Genomic DNA, 18,516 nt, shown 5'->3' on the forward strand with positions numbered 1-18,516 from the left:
CGGCTCACGCGAGCACCCCCGCGGCGTGCAGATCCGCGGCGAGCGCGTCGATCTGCGCAGAGGTCGGCGCCACCTGGGGCAGGCGCGGCTCGCCGACGTCGAGACCCATCAACCGCAGACCTGCCTTCGACGCGCTCACCCCGCCGAGGCGGGAGACGGCGCGCAGGATCGGCATGAGGCTCAGGTTGACCGCGCGGGCGCGGACGAGGTCGCCGGCCTGGAAGGCGTCGTACAGCTCGCGCAGCCGGCCGGGAACGAGATGCCCGATGACACTGACGAATCCGACGGCGCCGACGGACAGCCACGGCAGGTTCAGCGGGTCGTCGCCGGAGTAGAACTTCAGGTCGGTGGTGCCGATGAGCTCGGCACCGGCGTTGAGGTCGCCCTTGGCGTCCTTGACCGCCACGATGCGCGGATGCTCCGCGAGCCGGCGCAGCGTCTCCGTTTCGATCGGCACGACCGAGCGCGGTGGGATGTCGTAGAGCATGACCGGCAGGTCGGTGGCGTTCGCGACGGCCGTGAAGTGGGCGTAGAGCCCGGCCTGCGGCGGCCGCGAGTAGTACGGAGTGACGACGAGCAGGCCGTGGGCGCCGGCCCGCGCGGCGTCGCGGGCGAGTTCGACGCTGTGGGCGGTGTCGTTGCTGCCGGCGCCGGCGATGATCTTCGCGCGGTCCCCCACCGCGGCGAGCACGGCGCGCATCAGCTCGAGCTTCTCGTTCTCGGTGGTGGTCGGCGATTCGCCGGTGGTGCCCGCGAGAACCAGCGCATCGCAGCCGCCGTCGACCAGGTAGGCGGCAAGACGCACACCCGCGTCCACGTCGAGCTTGCCGTCGGCGGTGAACGGGGTCACCATCGCTGTGGCGATGGTGCCGAACGGAAGCTCGACAGCAGAAGCGGAATCACCGTTGGTCATGGTCAGAAGGCTACCGCGTGACGGGGGCTGTTCCACACACACCTGCCGGTCAGGTGTCGGCGGCGAAGGCGCTGGCGGCGACCTCGGAGCCGTCGGGCAGGCGGGTGATGGTGAAGTCGCCGAAGATGTTCGGCGCGGCGTCCTGCAGCTGACGCAGGCACTCGACGGCGAGGCGGCGGATCTCGACGTCGGCGTGCTCGGTCGCGCGCATGGCCACGAAGTGCCGCCAGGACCGGTAGTTGCCGGTGACGACGACGCGGGTCTCGGTGGCGTTGGGCAGCACCGATCGCGCGGCCTCGCGGGCCTGTTTCGCGCGGATCGGCCCCTCGGGCAGGTGGGACAGTTTCGCGTCGAGCGCGTCGAGCAGTTCGATGTACGCGGCCCGGCTGGACTCGGCGGCGGCGAGGAACAGTTCCTCGAGCCGCGGATCCCCCGCCACGGCCGGCGGGACCACGACCGGCGCGTCGCTGCCGCGGACGAACCGCTGGGACAGCTGGGAGTAGGAGAAGTGCCGGTGCCGGATGAGTTCGTGGGTGCACGACCGGGAGATGCCGGTGATGTAGAAGCTCACCGAACCGTGCTCGAGCACGGACAGGTGCCCGACGGTGAGCAGGTGGCGTAGGTACCCGGCGTTCGTGGCCGTGCGCGGGTTGGGCTTGGACCAGCTCTGGTAGCAGGCCCGGCCGGCGAACTCGGCGAGTGCCTCCCCGCCGTCGGCGTCGGTCTCCCAGGGCACGTCGGCGGGCGGGACGAACTCGGTCTTGGCCACCAGCCTGACCTTCAGCGTGACGGGCTCGGGCGCCATCGGTTCTCCTCCAGGTTGTCGATCCAGTCGAACCGTAGCGCCGCCGCGGGCGGCACCGGACGCGGGCCGCGTGTTGACGTCTTGACTGACATCATCGTTGACATCAGTATGGCGTCATGAACCTGGACCCGTACCTGGACGCGATCACCGAGTCCCTCGTCGCCGCCGCGGAGCTCGGCGACGAACAGACCCGCCGGACCGCGGCAGCCCTCGCCACAGCGGTCGCCGCGCCCGCCCGCCTGGCCGTGCTGCGGGCACTGTCGGACATGGCGGCGGAGGTCTCGAAGGAGCTCGGCGACCGGGTGGTCACCGTGCGTCTCGACGGCAGCGCGGCGGTGCTCGAGGTGCACACGGATGCGCCCACCGAAACTACAGGCACCGCAACGACTTTCGAGGACGTCACCGGGGACATCAGCCGGGTGACGCTGCGCCTCGTCGAGCAGATCAAGGCACGCGCCGAGGAGGCGGCGGCCCAGAACGGCGTGTCACTGAACTCGTGGGTGTCGCAGGCCGTCCAGGGGGCGCTGCGCGAGCAGATGCGGTATCAGCGCCGCGCCGACGAGCGCGCCGCGACGCGTCGCGCCGAGGAGACCGGGCCCGGCCCGTCCGCTACGTCGGAACCGTCCGAGCGCGAGGACGGTTGAGCGGGAGGCCGTGCGGTACATTGCCGACGCACGTCACCCGAAAGACGAGGAAGTGAGCCCATGGCCGTCAGCAGTTCCAGCAGTTTCGAGATCAAGGCCGACCCGGGTCGCGTGATGGCGGGAATCGCCGCGGTCGACCGGCTGCCGGAGTGGTCCGGGCCCCACAAGACCGTCGTCGTCGAGACCACCCACCCGGACGGCCGCCCGCACCGCGTGCGCATGACCGTCTCCATCATCGGTCTCCACGACGAGCAGGTGGTGGACTACTACTGGAACGGCGACGAATCGATGTCCTGGACCCTGGTCGAGAGCCACCAGCAGCACCAGCAGGACGGCACCTACACCCTCACCGCCACCGAGAGCGGCACCCGCGTCGACTTCACCCTCACGATCGATCCGAAGATCCCGCTGCCCGGCTTCATGGTCAAGAAGGCGCAGAAGATGGCGATGGAGACCGCCGAGCGGGGCCTGACGAAGTTCGTCGAGCAGCAGCTCTGACGCACCGCGCGGTGTCCGGTGCCTGCGACGTCCCGGACGGTCAGCACTCCTCCGACACGGACACCGCGACGGTCGCCCCGAGTTCGTAGCAGCGTTCACGGACCTTTGCGTCGATCGGCCCGGTGATCTCGAGATCCTCCGTGACCTGCGCCAAGGCGAGTCCGGTGACGAGTTTGCGCACCGAGGCGACGGCGCCCGCGGTGTCGTTGTTGCCGTGTACCCACAACCCGTACGGCCGGCCCGCGACGGCGTCGAGGCACGGGTAGTAGACGGTGTCGAAGAAGTGCTTGAGTGCCCCCGACATGTATCCGAAGTTCGCGGTGGTGCCGAACACGTAACCGTCGGCGGCGAGCACGTCCGGCACGGTCGCACCCAGCGCCGGCACCGTCCGCACCCGCACGCCCACGATGTCGGGGTCACGCGCCCCGGCCAGCACCGCCTCGAGCAGTTCGCGGGTCGACGGGGACGGAGTGTGGTGGACGACGAGCAGAGTGCGCTCACCGTCGGCGGGGGCCTCGGTCACACCCTGCAGGGTACGTCGCCGACCGATCGGTGTCCCTGCCCCGCAACGACAACCGCAACCGCGATCAGGCTTCGGCCGGGGCGTGGACCGAGCGAATGTATCGCCCGCTACCGCTGAGGAGATGAACGATACATTCGCTCGACGCCGGGGCGCATGATCAGTCGGCGGACTGCGGGCGCTCGAGCTTCTCGAGCGCGACGGCCCGGCGCATGGTCTCCCGGGCCCGGCCGCGGTCGCCGGCGTAGTCGTACGCGCGGGCGAGACGGTAGGAGTTGCGCCAGTTGTCCGGGTCGGCCTCCCACTCCTTCTTGACCCGCTCGAACAGGGCGTCGGCGGCGTCGCGGTCGATCCGGCCCGACGGCCGGCGCGGCAGGTCGCGCACGTCGAGTTCGAGGCCCTCCTCGTGGATCCGCCGGGACAGGTGCTGGTGCTGGAAACCGGCCCGCACGGTGGCGTAGACGATCCACACGCCCACCAACGGCAGCAGCAGCACGCCGATGCCGAGCCCGACGGCCGCGGCGTTGCCGGAGCGCACCAGTTCGAGCCCGCGCCCGCCGAGCAGCACGAAGTAGAACCCCAGCGCGACGACGATGAAGGCGATCGGCGCGAGGACCTTGACCAGGTCGCCCCTCACAGGTCGAGGAGGGGGTCGATGCCGACGGTGAGGCCGGGCCGGTCCCCGATCTCGCGCACGCCGAGCAGCACGCCGGGCGCGAAGGAGGACCGGTCGATCGAGTCGTGGCGGATGGTCAGGGTCTCGCCCTGGGTGCCGAGCAGCACCTCCTGGTGTGCGACGAGCCCGGCCAGACGCACGGAGTGCCCCCGCACCCCCTCCACGTCGGCGCCGCGGGCACCCTCGAGTTCGGTGCTGGTGGCGTCGGGGCTGCGGCCCACACCGGCCGCGGCGCGGGCCTGCGCGATGAGCGCCGCGGTGCGGTAGGCCGTGCCCGACGGCGCGTCCGCCTTGTTGGGGTGGTGCAGCTCGATGACCTCGACGGAGTCGAAGAACCGCGCGGCGGCCTGCGCGAAGCGCATCGACAGCACGGCACCGATCGCGAAGTTCGGCGCGATCAGGACGCCGACCTCCGGCTGCGCGGCCAGCCAGCCGCGGACCCGGTCCAGTCGTGCGTCGTCGAATCCGGTAGTGCCGACGACGGCGTGGATGCCGTGCTCGACGAGGAACTGCAGGTTGCCCATCACCACATCGGGGTGGGTGAAGTCCACCACCACCTGCGCCCGGGAGGCGACGAAGTCGTCGAGGCTGTCGCCCCGGTCGACCGCAGCAACGAGCTCGAGGTCGGCGGCCGCCTCGACGGCCGCGCAGATCGCCTGCCCGACCTTGCCCTTGGCGCCGAGCACACCCACCCGAATTGCTGCTGCGTTCACTTGACTCTCCACGCTTCCTCGTCCGATCGCCGTCCCGCAGCAGCCTACGCAACCGGACGACCTCGACCGTGCTCAGCCCGCGGTCACGCGACGAGGACGCGCACCGAGGCGGGCAGGTCCCGGGGCCGGCGATACGGTCCGGCGACGGCCGCGGCGAACGGCCGGTGCAGCAGCTCGGCGGCGACGGCGCGGACCTCCGCCGCGCTCACCGACGAGATCCGCTCGAGCGTCTCGGTGACACTCCAGTGCGTGCCGTAGCTCAGTTCGCTGCGTCCGATCCGGTTCATCCGGGCCCCGGTGTCCTCGAGGCCGAGGACCAGAGCCCCGCGCAGCGAACCCTTGGCGCGGGCGCACTCGGCCTCGGTGACGCCGTTCTCGGCGACATCGGCGAGCACCTCGCGGACGAGCGCGGCGACCTCGCCGAGGTTCTCGGGCTGGCAGCCGGCGTAGACGGAGAACGCGCCGGTGTCGGCGAAGGTGTCCACACCCGAGTACACCGAGTAGGCGAGGCCGCGCTTCTCCCGGATCTCCTGGAACAGCCGTGAGCTCAAGCCGCCGCCGACGGCGGTGTTGAGCACCGACAGCGCCCAGCGCCGGTGGTCGTGGCGGCCGAAGGATCGCACGCCGACCGCCAGGTGGGCCTGCTCGCCGTCGCGGTCGGTGATGCTCAGCGTCGGCGTCGTACGCAGGCGGAGACTGCCCTCGCGGCGCGGGGCGGCGGTCGTGGCGGGGTCGAGGTGCCCGGCGAACGCGCGACGGACCAGTTCCACGGTGTGGTCGTGATCGACATTGCCGGCGACGGCGACGACCATGCGGTCCGGCGTGTACCGCCGCACGTGGAACGAGTGCAACTGGGTACGGGTCATCGCCTCGATCGATTCGACCGAGCCGATTATCGGACGGCCGATCGGGTGGTCGCCGTACAGGGCGGTGAGGAACGCGTCGCCGAGCAGATCCTCGGGATCGTCGTCGCGCATTGCGATCTCCTCGAGGACGACCTGCCGTTCGACGTCGACGTCGGCGCTGCGGCAACGGCCGCGCAGCACGACGTCGGCGACGAGGTCGACGGCCAGGGGCAGATCGTCGTCGAGCACGTGGGCGTAGAAGCAGGTGTGCTCCTTCGCGGTGAACGCGTTGAGCTCGCCGCCGACCCCGTCGACGAGTTCGGCGATGTCGAGCGCGGTCCGGGTCGGGGTGGCCTTGAACAGCAGGTGCTCGAGGAAGTGGGCGGCACCGGCGACGGAGGGCTGCTCGTCGCGGGAGCCGACGCCCACCCAGACGCCGACGGCGGCCGAGCGCACGCCGGGCACGTGCTCGGTGACGACGCGGAGCCCCCCGGGCAGGTGGGTGCGCCGAACCCCGGAGTCGGGCTCGGTGGGTGCCGACGCGGAGGCGACGACGGACGAAACGGCGGCGGACGGAGCGGCGGCGGAGCGGCGGGTGGCGGCCATGAAGATGTTCGACGGTCCTACAGGCGAGTGGGTGTGCTGGACGGAACATCTCACACTACACGCGCCGCCGCGCACCCCTTCCGGTCACCACCCGCGGCGGTGCGGCCGCGACCCGACCAGCTGCCCCTTGGGGGCGACGTCCCTGCTGCGGTAGACCACGTAGGGGCGGAACAGGTATCCGACGGGTGCGCTGAAGGCGTGCACCAGGCGGGTGAACGGCCACAGCGCGAACAGGGCCAGGGCGATCAGCGCATGGAGCTGGAACGACAGGGGTGCCTGCACCATGAGGTCGCCGCGCGGCTGCAGGATCCAGATGGAGCGGAACCACGGCGAGACGGTCTCGCGGTAGTTGTGCTCCTCCCCCACCACACCCGAGCCCATCAGGGTCGTGGCGAGTCCCGCGACGATCGCGGCGACGAGCACCACGTACATCAGCTTGTCGTTGGCGGTGGTGGCCATGAAGACCGGTCCGCGGGTGCGGCGGCGGTAGATCAGCAACAGGATCCCGACGAGGGTGGCGATCCCGGCGACGGTGCCCAGCGTCACCGCCTGCACGTGGTACGCGTGCTGGCTCAGACCGATCGCATCGGTCCACGACTGCGGGATGAGCAGACCGATGACGTGCCCCACGATCACCACGAGGATGCCGAAGTGGAACATCGGGCTGGCGATGCGCAGCAGCTTGCTCTCGTAGAGCTGCGACGAGCGGGTGGTCCAGCCGAACTTGTCGTAGCGGTAGCGCCACCACGTGCCGACGACCACCACGGCGATGGTGACGTACGGCACGACGTCCCAGAAGATCTCCCCTGCGGACATGGTCAGTCGACTCCTTCGGCTCGGGTCTGGGCCGAGACGGTTGCGGTCCGGCGCGGTGGGACGGTGAGGGTGAACGGTTCGAGGCCGATCGCCTCGGCCGGCGGCCCGGCCTCCGCGAGCTGCCGGGCGCGGCGCTCTTCCTGATCGCCGACCGGGGGCAACGTCGCGCACACCGCCTCGATCGCCGCCGCATACGGGGAATCGCGTTCGCCGAGCGCGACCCGGAGCACGTCGATCGGGATGCGGTGCGCGGCGAGCAGGTGCTCCCCCGCGTCCGGGTCGACGGTCGCGGCGAATTCGAGCACCACCGGGAGGTGATCGGGCGCCTCCCCGGGCGGTGGCTCCGCGCCGGCGTCGCGGTAGGCCTGCGCGAACGCGTGGATCGCCGCGCCCCGGTTGCGGGTGTCGCCGCCGGTCCAGTACGTGAGGTACATCGTCGAGCGCCGGCGCATGTCGAACGTGTCGACGTAGTCGGCCTGCGCGGCGAAGGGATCGCCGTCGCGCAGGGCGGCGAGGGTCCGGCCCAGCAGCTCCGCCGGTTCCCCGGTGATGTGCCCGAGAAGCCGGTCGACGGTCGCGAGACGGGACGGCAGTCGCTCGTCGGGGTACGCCAGCAGCAGCGACGCCGCCTGCCGGATCAGCCGGTGCTGCAGGTGCCGCGATGCGGTGTCGCGCGCGCCACGGCGCAGCAGCCCCCTCATCGCCCGCTCCCCCGGTTCTCGACTCGATGCCCGGCCGGGAACAGGCCCTGGGGCACGCCCTTGCCGTCCCAGTTGAGCAGGTTCACGCGGGAGGGATTCGACGCGTTCGCCGCCATCCCCTCGGAGGTCTGCCGCTGCCGGAGCGCGTGGAAGGTTTCCACCGCGACGGGAACGGGACCTCCGCTGGCCTCGCCGAACGGCCCGGAGTCGTACATGCCGGGGCCGCCCTCGAACGACAACGCGCAGTCGGTGGCGGATTCCTCGAGCTGGTGGCCTTCGGCCGCGTAGGCGGTCGGGATCACGTACCGCTCGTCGTACTTGGCAAGGGCGAGCAATCGGTACATCTCGTACATCTGCTCCTCGGTCATGCCGACGGCGTCGGGGATGTCCGGCCGCGTGTCCCGGCCCAGGTTGATGTCGCGCATGTACGAGCGCATCGCGGCGAGCCGGTGCAGCACCGCTTCGACGGCGTCGGTGTCGCCCGCCGTGAACAGTCCCGCCAGGTACTCGATCGGGATGCGCAGCGATTCGAGCGCACCGAACAGGTTCCCGATGTCCTCGCCGTCGTGGCCGTCGCGGGTCACCGCGTCGACGACCGGCGAGAGCGGCGGCACGTACCAGACCATCGGCATCGTGCGGTACTCCGGGTGCAGCGGCAGCGCAACCCGATACGTGTTGATCAGCGCGTACACGGGCGACCGCTGGGCGGCCTCGATCCACTCGTCGGAGATGCCCTCGGCGCGGGCGCCGGCGATCACCTCCGGGTCGTGGGGGTCGAGCAGCACCTGCCGCTGTGCCTCGTAGAGGTCCTTCTCGTCCTCGACGGACGCGGCCTCGAGCACCCGGTCGACGTCGTAGAGCACGAGCCCGATGTACCGCAGCCGGCCCACGCAGGTTTCCGCGCACACGGTGGGCAGGCCTACCTCCACGCGCGGGTAGCACAGCGTGCACTTCTCGGCCTTGCCGGTCTTGTGGTTGAAGTACACCTTCTTGTAGGGGCAGCCGGACACGCACATCCGCCAGCCGCGGCAGCGGTCCTGGTCGACGAGAACGATGCCGTCCTCGACACGCTTGTACATCGCTCCCGAGGGGCACGACGAGACGCACGACGGATTCAGGCAGTGCTCGCAGATACGCGGCAGGTAGAACATGAAGGTCTGTTCGAGTTCGAGCCGGACCTGCTCGCCGACCTTCTTCAGCACCGGGTCGGCGGGGACGATCTCCGGCGAGCCGCCGAGGTCGTCGTCCCAGTTCGCCGACCATTCGACCTTCATCGGCTTGCCGCTGATCAGGCTGCGCGGCGGCGCCACGGGGATCTGGTCGCCGAGCGGCGCGGTGGTGAGGTTCTCGTAGTCGTAGGTCCACGGTTCGTAGTAGTCGCCGATCGCCGGCATCTTCGGGTTCGAGAAGATCCGGAACAGCTTGTTCCACCGGCCGCCGTCGCGCAGCCGCAGCCGGCCGTTCCGGTCGCGGATCCATCCGCCGCGCCAGCGTTCCTGGTCCTCGTACATACGGGGATATCCCAGGCCGGGCCGGGTCTCGACGTTGTTGAACCACACGTATTCGGTGCCGGAGCGGTTGGTCCAGGCCTGTTTGCAGGTGACCGAGCACGTGTGGCAGCCGATGCACTTGTCGAGGTTCATGACCATTGCCATCTGGGCCATCACCTTCATGCCGGCCTCGCTTCCCGGATCGTGGTCGTGGGTGTCGACATCAGTACGTGACCTCCTGCGACCGGCGGCGTACGACCGTCACCTCGTCGCGTTGATTTCCGGTGGGGCCGAGGTAGTTGAACGCGAACGACGTCTGCGCGTAGCCACCCGCCAGGTGGGTGGGCTTGATCAGGATCCTCGTGAGCGAGTTGTGGATGCCGCCGCGGGTGCCGGTGGTCTCGGTGAGCGGCACGTCGATGGTGCGTTCCTGCGCGTGGTAGACGTACACGACGCCGTCGGGCATGCGGTGCGAGACGATCGCGCGGCACACCACGACGCCGTTGCGGTTGACGGCCTCGACCCAGTCGTTGTCACGCACCGAGATCTTCGCCGCGTCCCCCGGGCTCATCCACATGGTCGGACCGCCCCGCGAGAGGGACAGCATGAACAGGTTGTCCTGGTACTCGGAGTGGATCGACCACTTCGAGTGCGGGGTGAGGTACCGCACGGTCAGTCCGACGCCGTCGCCGCTGCCCACGGCGGGCTCGCCGAACAGGCGCGACATGTCCAGCGGCGGACGGTAGGTCGGCAACTGCTCGCCGAGTTCCTCGATCCAGTCGTGATCGACGTAGAAGTGCATGCGGCCGGTGAGCGTGTGAAACGGTTTGAGTTCCTCGATGTTCACCGTGAACGGCGCGTAGCGGCGCCCGCCGGTCTCGCTGCCGGACCATTCCGGGCTGGTGATCACCGGGACCGGCCGGGCCTGGGTGTCGGCGTAGGTGATGCGGCGTTCCTCGCTGCCCTCGGCGAGGTGCACGAGCCGGCGGCCGGTGCGCTTCTCGAGTTCACGGAAGCCCTCGACGGCGAGCCGGCCGTTCGAGGTGCCCGACAGCGCGAGGATGACATCGGCCATCCGTTCGGCGCTCGTGACCGCCGGGCGGCCTTCCCCGGCACCGGAATTCATCACACCGAACGTCGCGGCGAGCTCCGCGACCTCCTGCACCGGACGTGTCGTGACGCCCTTGGTGGTCAGGCCGAGGGTGTCGACGAGCGGCCCGAGGGTCGACCATTTGTCGGCGATCGCGGTGTAGTCCCGTTCGACCACCGCGAGCGGGCCCATGGTCCGGCCCGGCACCGGCACCTCCCCGGTGACGCGCCAATCCTTCTCCGTGCCCGACGGATACGCCATCGCGCCCGGCGTGTCGTGCTGCAGTGTGCCGAGCACGATGTCGGTGCGGGTTCCGAGATGCTTCGCCGCCAGCGCGCTGAACACCTTCGCGATGGCGCCGAAGGCCTCGTAGTCGGAACGCGTTTCCCACGGCGGGTCGATCGCGGGACTGAAGGCGTGGATGTAGGGGTGCATGTCGGTGCTCGACAGGTCGCCCTTCTCGTACCACGTCGCGGCAGGCAGCACCACGTCGGAGAACAGCGTGGTCGACGTCATCCGGAAGTCGATCGACATCAGCAGGTCGAGCTTGCCCTCGGGCAGGTCGTCCGGCCAGGCGACGTCGTGCGGGCGCAGGTCCGGACCGGTCGGCACGCCCTGGATGTTCGAGTCGGTCCCGAGCAGGTGCCGCAGGAAGTACTCGTTGCCCTTGCTGGACGAGCCGAGCAGGTTGGACCGCCACACGTTGAGCACCCGCGGCCAGTTGCGCGGGTTGTCCGGGTCGGTGACCGACAGTTTCACCTCGCCGCTCGCGAGTTTCCGGGCGACGTACGCGGGGATGTCCACGCCCGCAGCCCGCGCCTCGTCGGCGATCTCGTGGGTGTTGCGGTCGAACTGCGGGTAGAACGGGGTCCACCCCATCGCGACCGCGGAGGTCATCACGTCCATCGTGTGCTTGTCCCGGAACCGGCCGCGGCCCAGCGGGCTCGCCAGCGCGTCGGCGCGGTACCCGTCGTAGCGCCACTGGTCGGTGTGGACGTACCAGTACGACGTACCGGCCATCTGCCGCGGCGGCCGGCTCCAGTCGGTGCCCATCGCCATCGCAGCCCAGCCGGTGACGGGCCGGCACTTCTCCTGCCCGACGTAGTGGGCCCAGCCACCCCCGTTGCGGCCCATCGACCCGGTGAGAAGGAGCAACGCCAGCACCGCCCGGTAGGTCGCGTCACCATGGAACCACTGGCAGATGCCGGCACCCATGATGATCATCGACCGGCCGCCGGATTCCTCCGCGTTGCGCGCGAACTCCTTCGCGATCCGGATCGCCTGGGCGGCGGGAACTCCCGTGATGCCTTCCTGCCACGCCGGGGTGTAGGGGACGGCGGGATCGTCGTAGCCGGTCGGCCACACGCCCGGTAGGCCCGGACGGGAGACGCCGTACTGCGCAAGCATGAGGTCGAACACGGTGCACACCAGGTGTCCTCCGACGCGCCGCACCGGCACTCCGCGCTCGATGCTCGCCCCGTGCCCGTCGACCGTGTCGAAGCTCGGCAGGTGCACCGTCACCGCGTCCTCGCCGGCGATGCCGCCGGGATGCGCGACGGTCAGTGCCGGCACGAGGTCGCCCAGATCGAGGTTCCACTTGCCGATGCCGTCGTCGCCGTACCGGTAGCCGAGCGAACCGTGCGGAACCGCCACGGTGTCGGTCGCACCGTCGAGCAGCGCCGGCTTGAACGCCGCGTTCTCCACGTCCCGACCGAGGTCGGCCGCGGTGAGGTTCTTGCCCGGGACGAGCCGGCCGTCGCGTTCCTCGAGTTTCACGAGGAACGGCAGGTCGGTGTACTGCCGGACGTAGTCGACGAAGAAGGGGACCCGCTGCTCGACGTAGAACTCGGTCAGCAGCACGTGGCCCATCGCCATCGCCAGCGCGCCGTCGGTGCCCGCCGCGCACGGCATCCATTCGTCGGCGAACTTCGTGTTGTCGGCGTAGTCGGGACTCACCGTCACGACCTTCGTGCCGCGGTAGCGGACCTCGGCCATCCAGTGCGCGTCGGGTGTGCGCGTGACCGGCACGTTCGATCCCCACATCATGAGGTAGGCCGCGTCCCACCAGTCGCCGGATTCGGGCACGTCGGTCTGGTCCCCGAACACCTGCGGAGAGGCGACGGGAAGGTCGGCGTACCAGTCGTAGAAGGACGTCATGACGCCGCCGATCAGCTCGACGAACCGGGAACCGGCAGCGAAGGACACCATCGACATCGCGGGGATCGGCGAGAAGCCGGCCACCCGGTCGGGGCCGTATTCCCGGACGGTGTGCACGTGCGCCGCCGCAATCAGCTCGGTCGCCTCGGCCCACGTCACCCGGACCAGGCCGCCCTTGCCGCGGGCCCGCTGGTAACGGCGGCGCCGTTCGGGATCGCCCTGGATGTCGGCCCACGCCAGAACGGGATCGCCGAGCCGCGCCCTGGCCTCGCGGTACATCTCGACGAGCGCGCCGCGGGCGTACGGGTAGCGCACCCGCGTCGGCGAGTACGTGTACCACGAGAACGCAGCGCCGCGGGGACAGCCGCGCGGTTCGTACTCGGGGCGGTCGGGGCCCACCGTGGGGTAGTCGGTTTCCTGCGTCTCCCACGTGATGATCCCGTCCTTGACGTAGATCTTCCACGAACACGAACCGGTGCAGTTGACGCCGTGGGTGGACCGGACCACCTTGTCGTGACTCCACCGGTCCCGGTAGAAGATGTCGCCTTCGCGTCCGCCGCGGCGGGTGACGGTCCGGCCGTCTCCGGAGATCTCCCCCGGGGTGAAGAACCGTCCGCTGCTGCGCAGCAACTCTTCAGCGGCACCGCCGGTGTGCTGGGTTGTCACGTCATCTCCCTTCGGGTCGCGTCGTGGTGGTCGTGCCGGCCCCGGGTGTGTCGCGCGCGGCGTTCTCGTGGGCCCTCAGCTTGACCGCGGTGTAGAGCAGGGCGACGAGGGCGGTGACGACGAGCAGCGCCAGTCCCACCGTGTAGTCGTTGTCGGCGGGGTCGTAGGTCGCGCCCATGACCAGCGGCGGGAAGTAGCCGCCGAGCCCCCCGGCCGCGGCGACGATGCCGGTGACCGATCCCACGGACTTCGCGGGGGACCGTCGTGCGACCCAGGCGAAGACACCGCCGGTGCCGACGCCGAGGAAGACCGCGAGCAGGATGAAGTCGGTGGCCGCCCACACCTCCGGCGGCGGCTGCAGGATCGCGATGGCGGCCATCACCGCGGTCCCGGCGAACGAGACGAGCACGACGGGCTTGGGTCCGATCCGGTCGGACAGGGCACCGCCGATCGGCCGCGCGATCACCGCGGCGAGGGCGAACGCCGCGGTGCGGGCGCCCGCGTCGACGGCGGAGAAGCCGTAGACGGTCTTGATGTAGGTGGGCAGGTAGTTGCTGAAGGCCACGAATCCGCCGAACACCACGGCGTAGAGGAACGACATCTCCCACGTGACCCGCAGTTTCAGTGCCGCAGCAAGTTTCGGTCCGACAGGGTCGGTGTTCGGGTGGAAGTCCGGGGAGTTGCGCATCACGAGGACGCACACGCCGGCGGTGACGGCGAGGGCGGCCGCAACGATGACATGCGTCGCGAGGAGCCCGAACCAGTTCACGAAGCGTGGGGTGAAGAATGCCGAGAGCGCGGTGCCGACCATGCCGGCGCCGAAAACACCCGTGGCGAAGCCGCGGCGGGCGGGTTCGTACCAATTGTTCGCGAACGGGATTCCGACCGCGAAGATCGTGCCCGCGATGCCGAGGAAGAACCCGCAGACCAGCAGGAGCGGGTACGACCCGGCCTCGGCCGCGAAACCCACTGCGATCACGGGCAGGATCGACAGGAGGGAGATCGCGATGAACATGATCCGTCCGCCGTGGCGGTCGGTGAGCGAACCGACGGCGATGCGGCCGAGCGAACCGACCAGGATCGGCGTCGCGACCAGCATCGACGCCTGCGAGCTGCTGAGGGACAGCTCACCCGCGTAGGTGGTGGACAGCGGGCCGATCATGTTCCAGGCCCAGAAATTGATGGCGGAACCCCAGGTGGCCAGCGCCAGGTTCAGTCCCCGGCCGGAACCGGGGACACGCTCCGTTGCGGTGTTCACGTCCCCAGAGAACCACCCTCAGGCAACGAGCGAGCCGCTTTGAGGGAAAAGGTGCATGGCGTGCCGGCGGTGGGGACATGCGAACGGTTCCGCCCCGGAATACGGCACGTGGAGTCACCGAACACATTGTGCGTCAACACAGTACAACGATCCGGTCACGCCGGGGCGAATGTCCCGGACCCCGGGGCGCGACCCGGCCGATGCCCGACGCGTGCCTTCCCCCGGAAACACGGCCGCGGCCCCGCACCTTCCGAGGGTGCGGGGCCGCGGTGCGACTCGGAGGCCGGACTACTGCTGCGTGTCCTCGGCCGCGGGAGCCTCGGGTGTCTCGCCCGAAGCGTCGGCGGTGTCCTCGTCGGGCACCGGCACCAGGCTGATCTTGCCCCGGTTGTCGATGTCGGCGATCTCCACGCGGATCTTCGAGCCCACGTTGACGACGTCCTCGACCTTGGCGATGCGCTTGCCGTTGCCGAGCTTGCTGATGTGCACCAGGCCGTCGCGGCCCGGCAGCAGCGAGACGAACGCGCCGAACGCCGTGGTCTTGACCACGGTGCCCAGGAAGCGCTCGCCCACCTTCGGCAGTTGCGGGTTCGCGATGGCGTTGATCTTGTCGATCGCGGCCTGCGCGGACGGGCCGTCGGCGGCACCGACGTACACCGTGCCGTCGTCCTCGATGGAGATGTTCGCGCCGGTCTCCTCGGTGATCGAGTTGATCATCTTGCCCTTGGGGCCGATGACCTCGCCGATCTTGTCGACCGGGACCTTGATGGTGGTGATCCGGGGCGCGAACGGGCTCATCTCGTCCGGGGTCTCGATGGCCTCGGCCATCACCTCGAGGATGGTGGCGCGGGCGTCGTGCGCCTGCGACAGCGCCCCGGCGAGCACCTGCGACGGGATCCCGTCGAGCTTGGTGTCGAGCTGCAGCGCGGTGACGAAATCCTTCGTGCCGGCCACCTTGAAGTCCATGTCACCGAACGCGTCCTCGGCGCCGAGGATGTCGGTCAGCGCGACGTAGCGGGTCTCACCGTCGACCTCGTCGGAGACCAGGCCCATCGCGATGCCCGCGACCGGGGCCTTGAGCGGCACACCGGCGTTGAGCAGCGACAGCGTCGAGGCACACACCGAGCCCATCGAGGTGGAGCCGTTCGAGCTGAGCGCCTCGGAGACCTGACGGATCGCGTAGGGGAACTCCTCCTGGCTGGGCAGGACCGGGATCAGGGCCCGCTCGGCGAGGGCGCCGTGGCCGATCTCGCGGCGCTTCGGCGAGCCGACGCGGCCGGTCTCACCGGTGGAGTACGGCGGGAAGTTGTAGTGGTGCATGTACCGCTTGCTGGTCTCGGGACCGAGCGAATCGATCTGCTGCGCCATCTTCACCATGTCCAGCGTGGTGACACCCATGATCTGGGTCTCGCCACGCTCGAACAGCGCCGAGCCGTGGGCCCGGGGCACGATCGCGACCTCGGCGGACAGGGCGCGGATGTCTGTGATGCCGCGGCCGTCGATGCGGAACTTGTCCCGCAGGATCCGCTGGCGGACCAGCTTCTTGGTGAGCGAGCGGAACGCCGCGCCGATCTCCTTCTCACGGCCCTCGAAGTTGGGGGCCACCTGCTCGAGGACCTCGACCTTGACCTCGTCGGTCCGCTCGTCGCGCTCCTGCTTGCCGGCGATGGTCAGCGCCTCGGCCAGCTTGGTCGACGCGGCGGCCTCGACGGCCTCGTACACGTCGGCTTCGTAGGCCGGGAACAGCGGGAAGTCACCGGTGGGCTTCGCGGCCGCGGCGGCGAGCTGCTGCTGGGCGACGCACAGCCGCGCGATGAACGGCTTGGCGGCCTCGAGACCCTCGGCGACGACGGTCTCGGTCGGCGCCTGCGCACCGCCGGCGACCAGCTCGACGACGTTCTCGGTGGCCTCGGCCTCGACCATCATGATCGCGACGTCGGCGGTGTCGGGGTTGTCGCCGCCACCCACGATGCGACCCGCGACCACCATGTCGAACACGGCGTTCTCGAGCTGCTCGACCGTCGGGAACGCGACCCACTGGCCGGTCTTGTTCTCCTCGGAGGTGATCAGCGCGACCCGCACGCCGCCGACCGGGCCGGAGAACGGCAGGCCGGCGATCTGGGTGGACGCCGACGCGGCGTTGATCGCGACGACGTCGTACAGGTCGTTCGGGTTCAGGCTGAGCACCGTCACCACGACCTGGATCTCGTTGCGCAGGCCGTCGACGAAGGACGGGCGCAGCGGCCGGTCGATGAGGCGACAGGTCAGGATCGCGTCGGTGGAGGGCCGGCCCTCGCGACGGAAGAACGAGCCGGGGATGCGGCCCGCGGCGTACATGCGCTCCTCGACGTCCACCGTCAGCGGGAAGAAGTCGAAGTGCTCCTTGGGCTGCTTGCTGGCGCTCGTCGCCGACAGCAGCATGGTCTCGTCGTCGAGGTACGCGACGACGGAGCCGGCGGCCTGCTGGGCGAGGCGGCCGGTCTCGAAACGAATCTGGCGGGTGCCGAAGGACCCGTTGTCGAGGACTGCGACGGACTCGAACACGCCCTCGTCGACCTCGACTGCTGAATTGCTGGTCATCTCTACTCTTCTCTTCCCTCTCGTCTTCGCCGTACCCGCGCGGGCGCCACAACCCTCGTGGCTGCGGCTGCGCACCGATCGCCCGTGCCCGCGTCTCACGGGCCGAGCGTGCGGAGGCGGTCGTCGATCGAAACCGTCCGGACCGGGTCCGGAAGGTCACTACCGAAGACCGACACCGTCGGTGCATACGGTTCCGCGGGCGGTGTCGCCGTCCGCGGGTGCCGCTGCCGGTGTCCGGTGGGCACGTCACCCACCTCCGGCCGCGCAGCGGCCAAACACCGATAGCCAACGAGGCTCAGTCTAAGCATTGCCTCGTTGGCTATCGGAAAGATCAGCGAACGCAGATCGCGTCGTCGCTTCGCCGCGCTCCTATCGGCGCAGACCCAGACGCTGGATCAGCGAACGGTAGCGGTTGACGTCGACCTTCTCGACGTACTTGAGCAGCCGGCGACGACGACCGACCAGCAGCAGCAGGCCGCGGCGGGAGTGGTGGTCGTGCTTGTGCTGCTTCAGGTGCTCGGTCAGGTCCTGGATGCGCTTGGTGAGCATCGCGACCTGCGCCTCGGGCGATCCGGTGTCGGTCTCGTGGAGGCCGTACTCGCCGAGGATCTGCTTCTTCTGCTCGGTGGTCAATGCCACTGGGATACTCCTGATCGATGACGTCCGCGCGCTTCGTGGAACGGGCCGATGCCCGTCGGTGCGGCCACCGCGAACCGCAGCACACACCAGCGGATGAGCGTACCAGAGGGGCAGGTGCCGGCCCCGGCCACCCTCAGCCGCGGGATCCGGTGCCGGATCGGCGGCCTCCGGTGGCCTCGATCACCTCGGCGAACGCCTCCTCGAGGAGGGTCGCGTACCGATCGAGATCCGGCATCAGCAGCGGCGAGCTCATGACCGTGACGGCGAACGCTTCGCCGGCCCGGCTGAAGGAGTGCACCAGACCCATCCCCGGGCGGAGGGACTGGATGCCCGCGACGAAACGGAACGTTCCGCCGTGGTAGGTCCAGCCGGTGTCGGCGCCACAGTCGACACTGGTGACCGCGGTCTCGGCGGGTGCCGCGAACCCGCCCGCCGCCGCCGCACGGTCGCGCCGGTCCGCCGCCCGGCGGTACAGCGGATACGGCACCGCGCCCGCACCCGCGAGGCGGTGCAGCACCTCGGGGGACGTCGCGACCCGCCGTTCGCCGGCGAGCGCGTCGGCCACGGCCGCCACCCGGTCGCGGGGATCGGCGACCTCGGTACACAACGGAACGATCGCGGCGGTCAGCCGATTGACGCCCAGCGCGGCACCGGCCGCGCCGACCGCGACCGGAACCGCGACGTGGGCGCCGACGACGGGCCGGCCGCGCTCGCCGAAGTAGCGCTGCATCGCGAGGGACACCGCTGCCAGGCCCATGGCCGTCACGGTGTAGGTCCGGCCGACGAGACTGCCCAGGTCGGGCCGCACGATCCGGATCACCCGGTCGGGGCCGGGCGCCCCGGCGAGCACCGCTGCGGGCCGCGCCGCCGGGGACGGGACCGTCGGGGCGTCCGCGGAC

General features: G+C 70.2%; 16 protein-coding genes. 2 read left to right on the forward strand and 14 right to left on the reverse strand.

Annotation, left to right across the window (positions count from 1 at the left end; all coding sequences use genetic code 11):
• Positions 1-4: 4 nt before the first annotated feature.
• Positions 5-913 (reverse strand): 4-hydroxy-tetrahydrodipicolinate synthase, encoded by a 909-nt coding sequence (gene dapA / locus CQZ88_RS02790; protein WP_006948292.1) that lies wholly within the window; start codon positions 911-913, stop codon positions 5-7.
• 49 nt (positions 914-962) lie between these two features.
• Positions 963-1,718, reverse strand: a complete 756-nt coding sequence (thyX, locus tag CQZ88_RS02795; RefSeq protein WP_006948294.1) for an FAD-dependent thymidylate synthase — start codon at positions 1,716-1,718, stop codon at positions 963-965.
• A 116-nt stretch (positions 1,719-1,834) separates the two neighbouring features.
• Between thyX and CQZ88_RS02800 the strand changes: the two genes are divergently transcribed.
• Positions 1,835-2,362 (forward strand): toxin-antitoxin system HicB family antitoxin, encoded by a 528-nt coding sequence (locus tag CQZ88_RS02800; RefSeq protein WP_006948296.1) that lies wholly within the window; start codon positions 1,835-1,837, stop codon positions 2,360-2,362.
• Between the two features lie 60 nt (positions 2,363-2,422).
• Positions 2,423-2,860 (forward strand): SRPBCC family protein, encoded by a 438-nt coding sequence (locus tag CQZ88_RS02805; protein WP_006948297.1) that lies wholly within the window; start codon positions 2,423-2,425, stop codon positions 2,858-2,860.
• A 40-nt stretch (positions 2,861-2,900) separates the two neighbouring features.
• On the opposite strand, the gene CQZ88_RS02810 is transcribed toward CQZ88_RS02805, so the two are convergent.
• The 12 genes from CQZ88_RS02810 to CQZ88_RS02870 all read right to left on the reverse strand — a co-directional run.
• The gene (locus CQZ88_RS02810; protein WP_006948298.1) at positions 2,901-3,383 is read right to left on the reverse strand and encodes a flavodoxin family protein; all 483 of its coding nucleotides are present in this window, start codon (positions 3,381-3,383) and stop codon (positions 2,901-2,903) included.
• A 157-nt stretch (positions 3,384-3,540) separates the two neighbouring features.
• A complete protein-coding gene (locus tag CQZ88_RS02815) occupies positions 3,541-4,017 on the reverse strand; it encodes a hypothetical protein (RefSeq protein WP_029543312.1) in 477 nt (158 codons plus the stop codon).
• A complete protein-coding gene (gene dapB / locus CQZ88_RS02820; protein ID WP_180986934.1) occupies positions 4,014-4,769 on the reverse strand; it encodes a 4-hydroxy-tetrahydrodipicolinate reductase in 756 nt (251 codons plus the stop codon). The genes CQZ88_RS02815 and dapB overlap by 4 nt, the downstream gene beginning before the upstream one ends.
• Before the next feature lie 83 nt (positions 4,770-4,852).
• Entirely contained in the window at positions 4,853-6,220 is a 1,368-nt protein-coding gene (locus tag CQZ88_RS02825) for a pitrilysin family protein (RefSeq protein ID WP_029543310.1), read from the reverse strand.
• 84 nt (positions 6,221-6,304) lie between these two features.
• Positions 6,305-7,036: a respiratory nitrate reductase subunit gamma gene (narI, locus tag CQZ88_RS02830; protein ID WP_029543309.1), complete on the reverse strand. Its 732-nt coding sequence runs from the start codon at positions 7,034-7,036 to the stop codon at positions 6,305-6,307.
• Positions 7,037-7,038: 2 nt separating this feature from the next.
• On the reverse strand, positions 7,039-7,737 hold the full coding sequence (gene narJ / locus CQZ88_RS02835) for a nitrate reductase molybdenum cofactor assembly chaperone (protein ID WP_006948303.1): 699 nt from the start codon (positions 7,735-7,737) through the stop codon (positions 7,039-7,041).
• The gene (narH, locus tag CQZ88_RS02840; protein WP_006948304.1) at positions 7,734-9,410 is read right to left on the reverse strand and encodes a nitrate reductase subunit beta; all 1,677 of its coding nucleotides are present in this window, start codon (positions 9,408-9,410) and stop codon (positions 7,734-7,736) included. Before narH ends, narJ begins: the two co-directional genes overlap by 4 nt.
• Before the next feature lie 40 nt (positions 9,411-9,450).
• Positions 9,451-13,140: a nitrate reductase subunit alpha gene (locus CQZ88_RS02845; protein ID WP_102799226.1), complete on the reverse strand. Its 3,690-nt coding sequence runs from the start codon at positions 13,138-13,140 to the stop codon at positions 9,451-9,453.
• Between the two features lies 1 nt (position 13,141).
• Positions 13,142-14,398 carry a NarK/NasA family nitrate transporter gene (locus tag CQZ88_RS02850; protein WP_102799227.1) on the reverse strand — a complete coding sequence of 419 codons (1,257 nt, stop codon included), beginning with the start codon at positions 14,396-14,398 and terminating at the stop codon, positions 13,142-13,144.
• A gap of 288 nt (positions 14,399-14,686) precedes the next feature.
• Entirely contained in the window at positions 14,687-16,978 is a 2,292-nt protein-coding gene (locus tag CQZ88_RS02855; RefSeq protein ID WP_006948313.1) for a polyribonucleotide nucleotidyltransferase, read from the reverse strand.
• Between the two features lie 369 nt (positions 16,979-17,347).
• Positions 17,348-17,617, reverse strand: coding sequence for a 30S ribosomal protein S15 (gene rpsO / locus CQZ88_RS02865; protein ID WP_003935677.1), 270 nt, complete (start codon positions 17,615-17,617; stop codon positions 17,348-17,350).
• Positions 17,618-17,750: 133 nt separating this feature from the next.
• On the reverse strand, positions 17,751-18,516 hold a 766-nt coding region (locus CQZ88_RS02870; protein WP_146034241.1), incomplete at its 5' end, for a WS/DGAT domain-containing protein.

The organism is Rhodococcus sp. ENV425, assembly GCF_002887785.1.
GTDB lineage: Bacteria > Actinomycetota > Actinomycetes > Mycobacteriales > Mycobacteriaceae > Rhodococcus > Rhodococcus aetherivorans.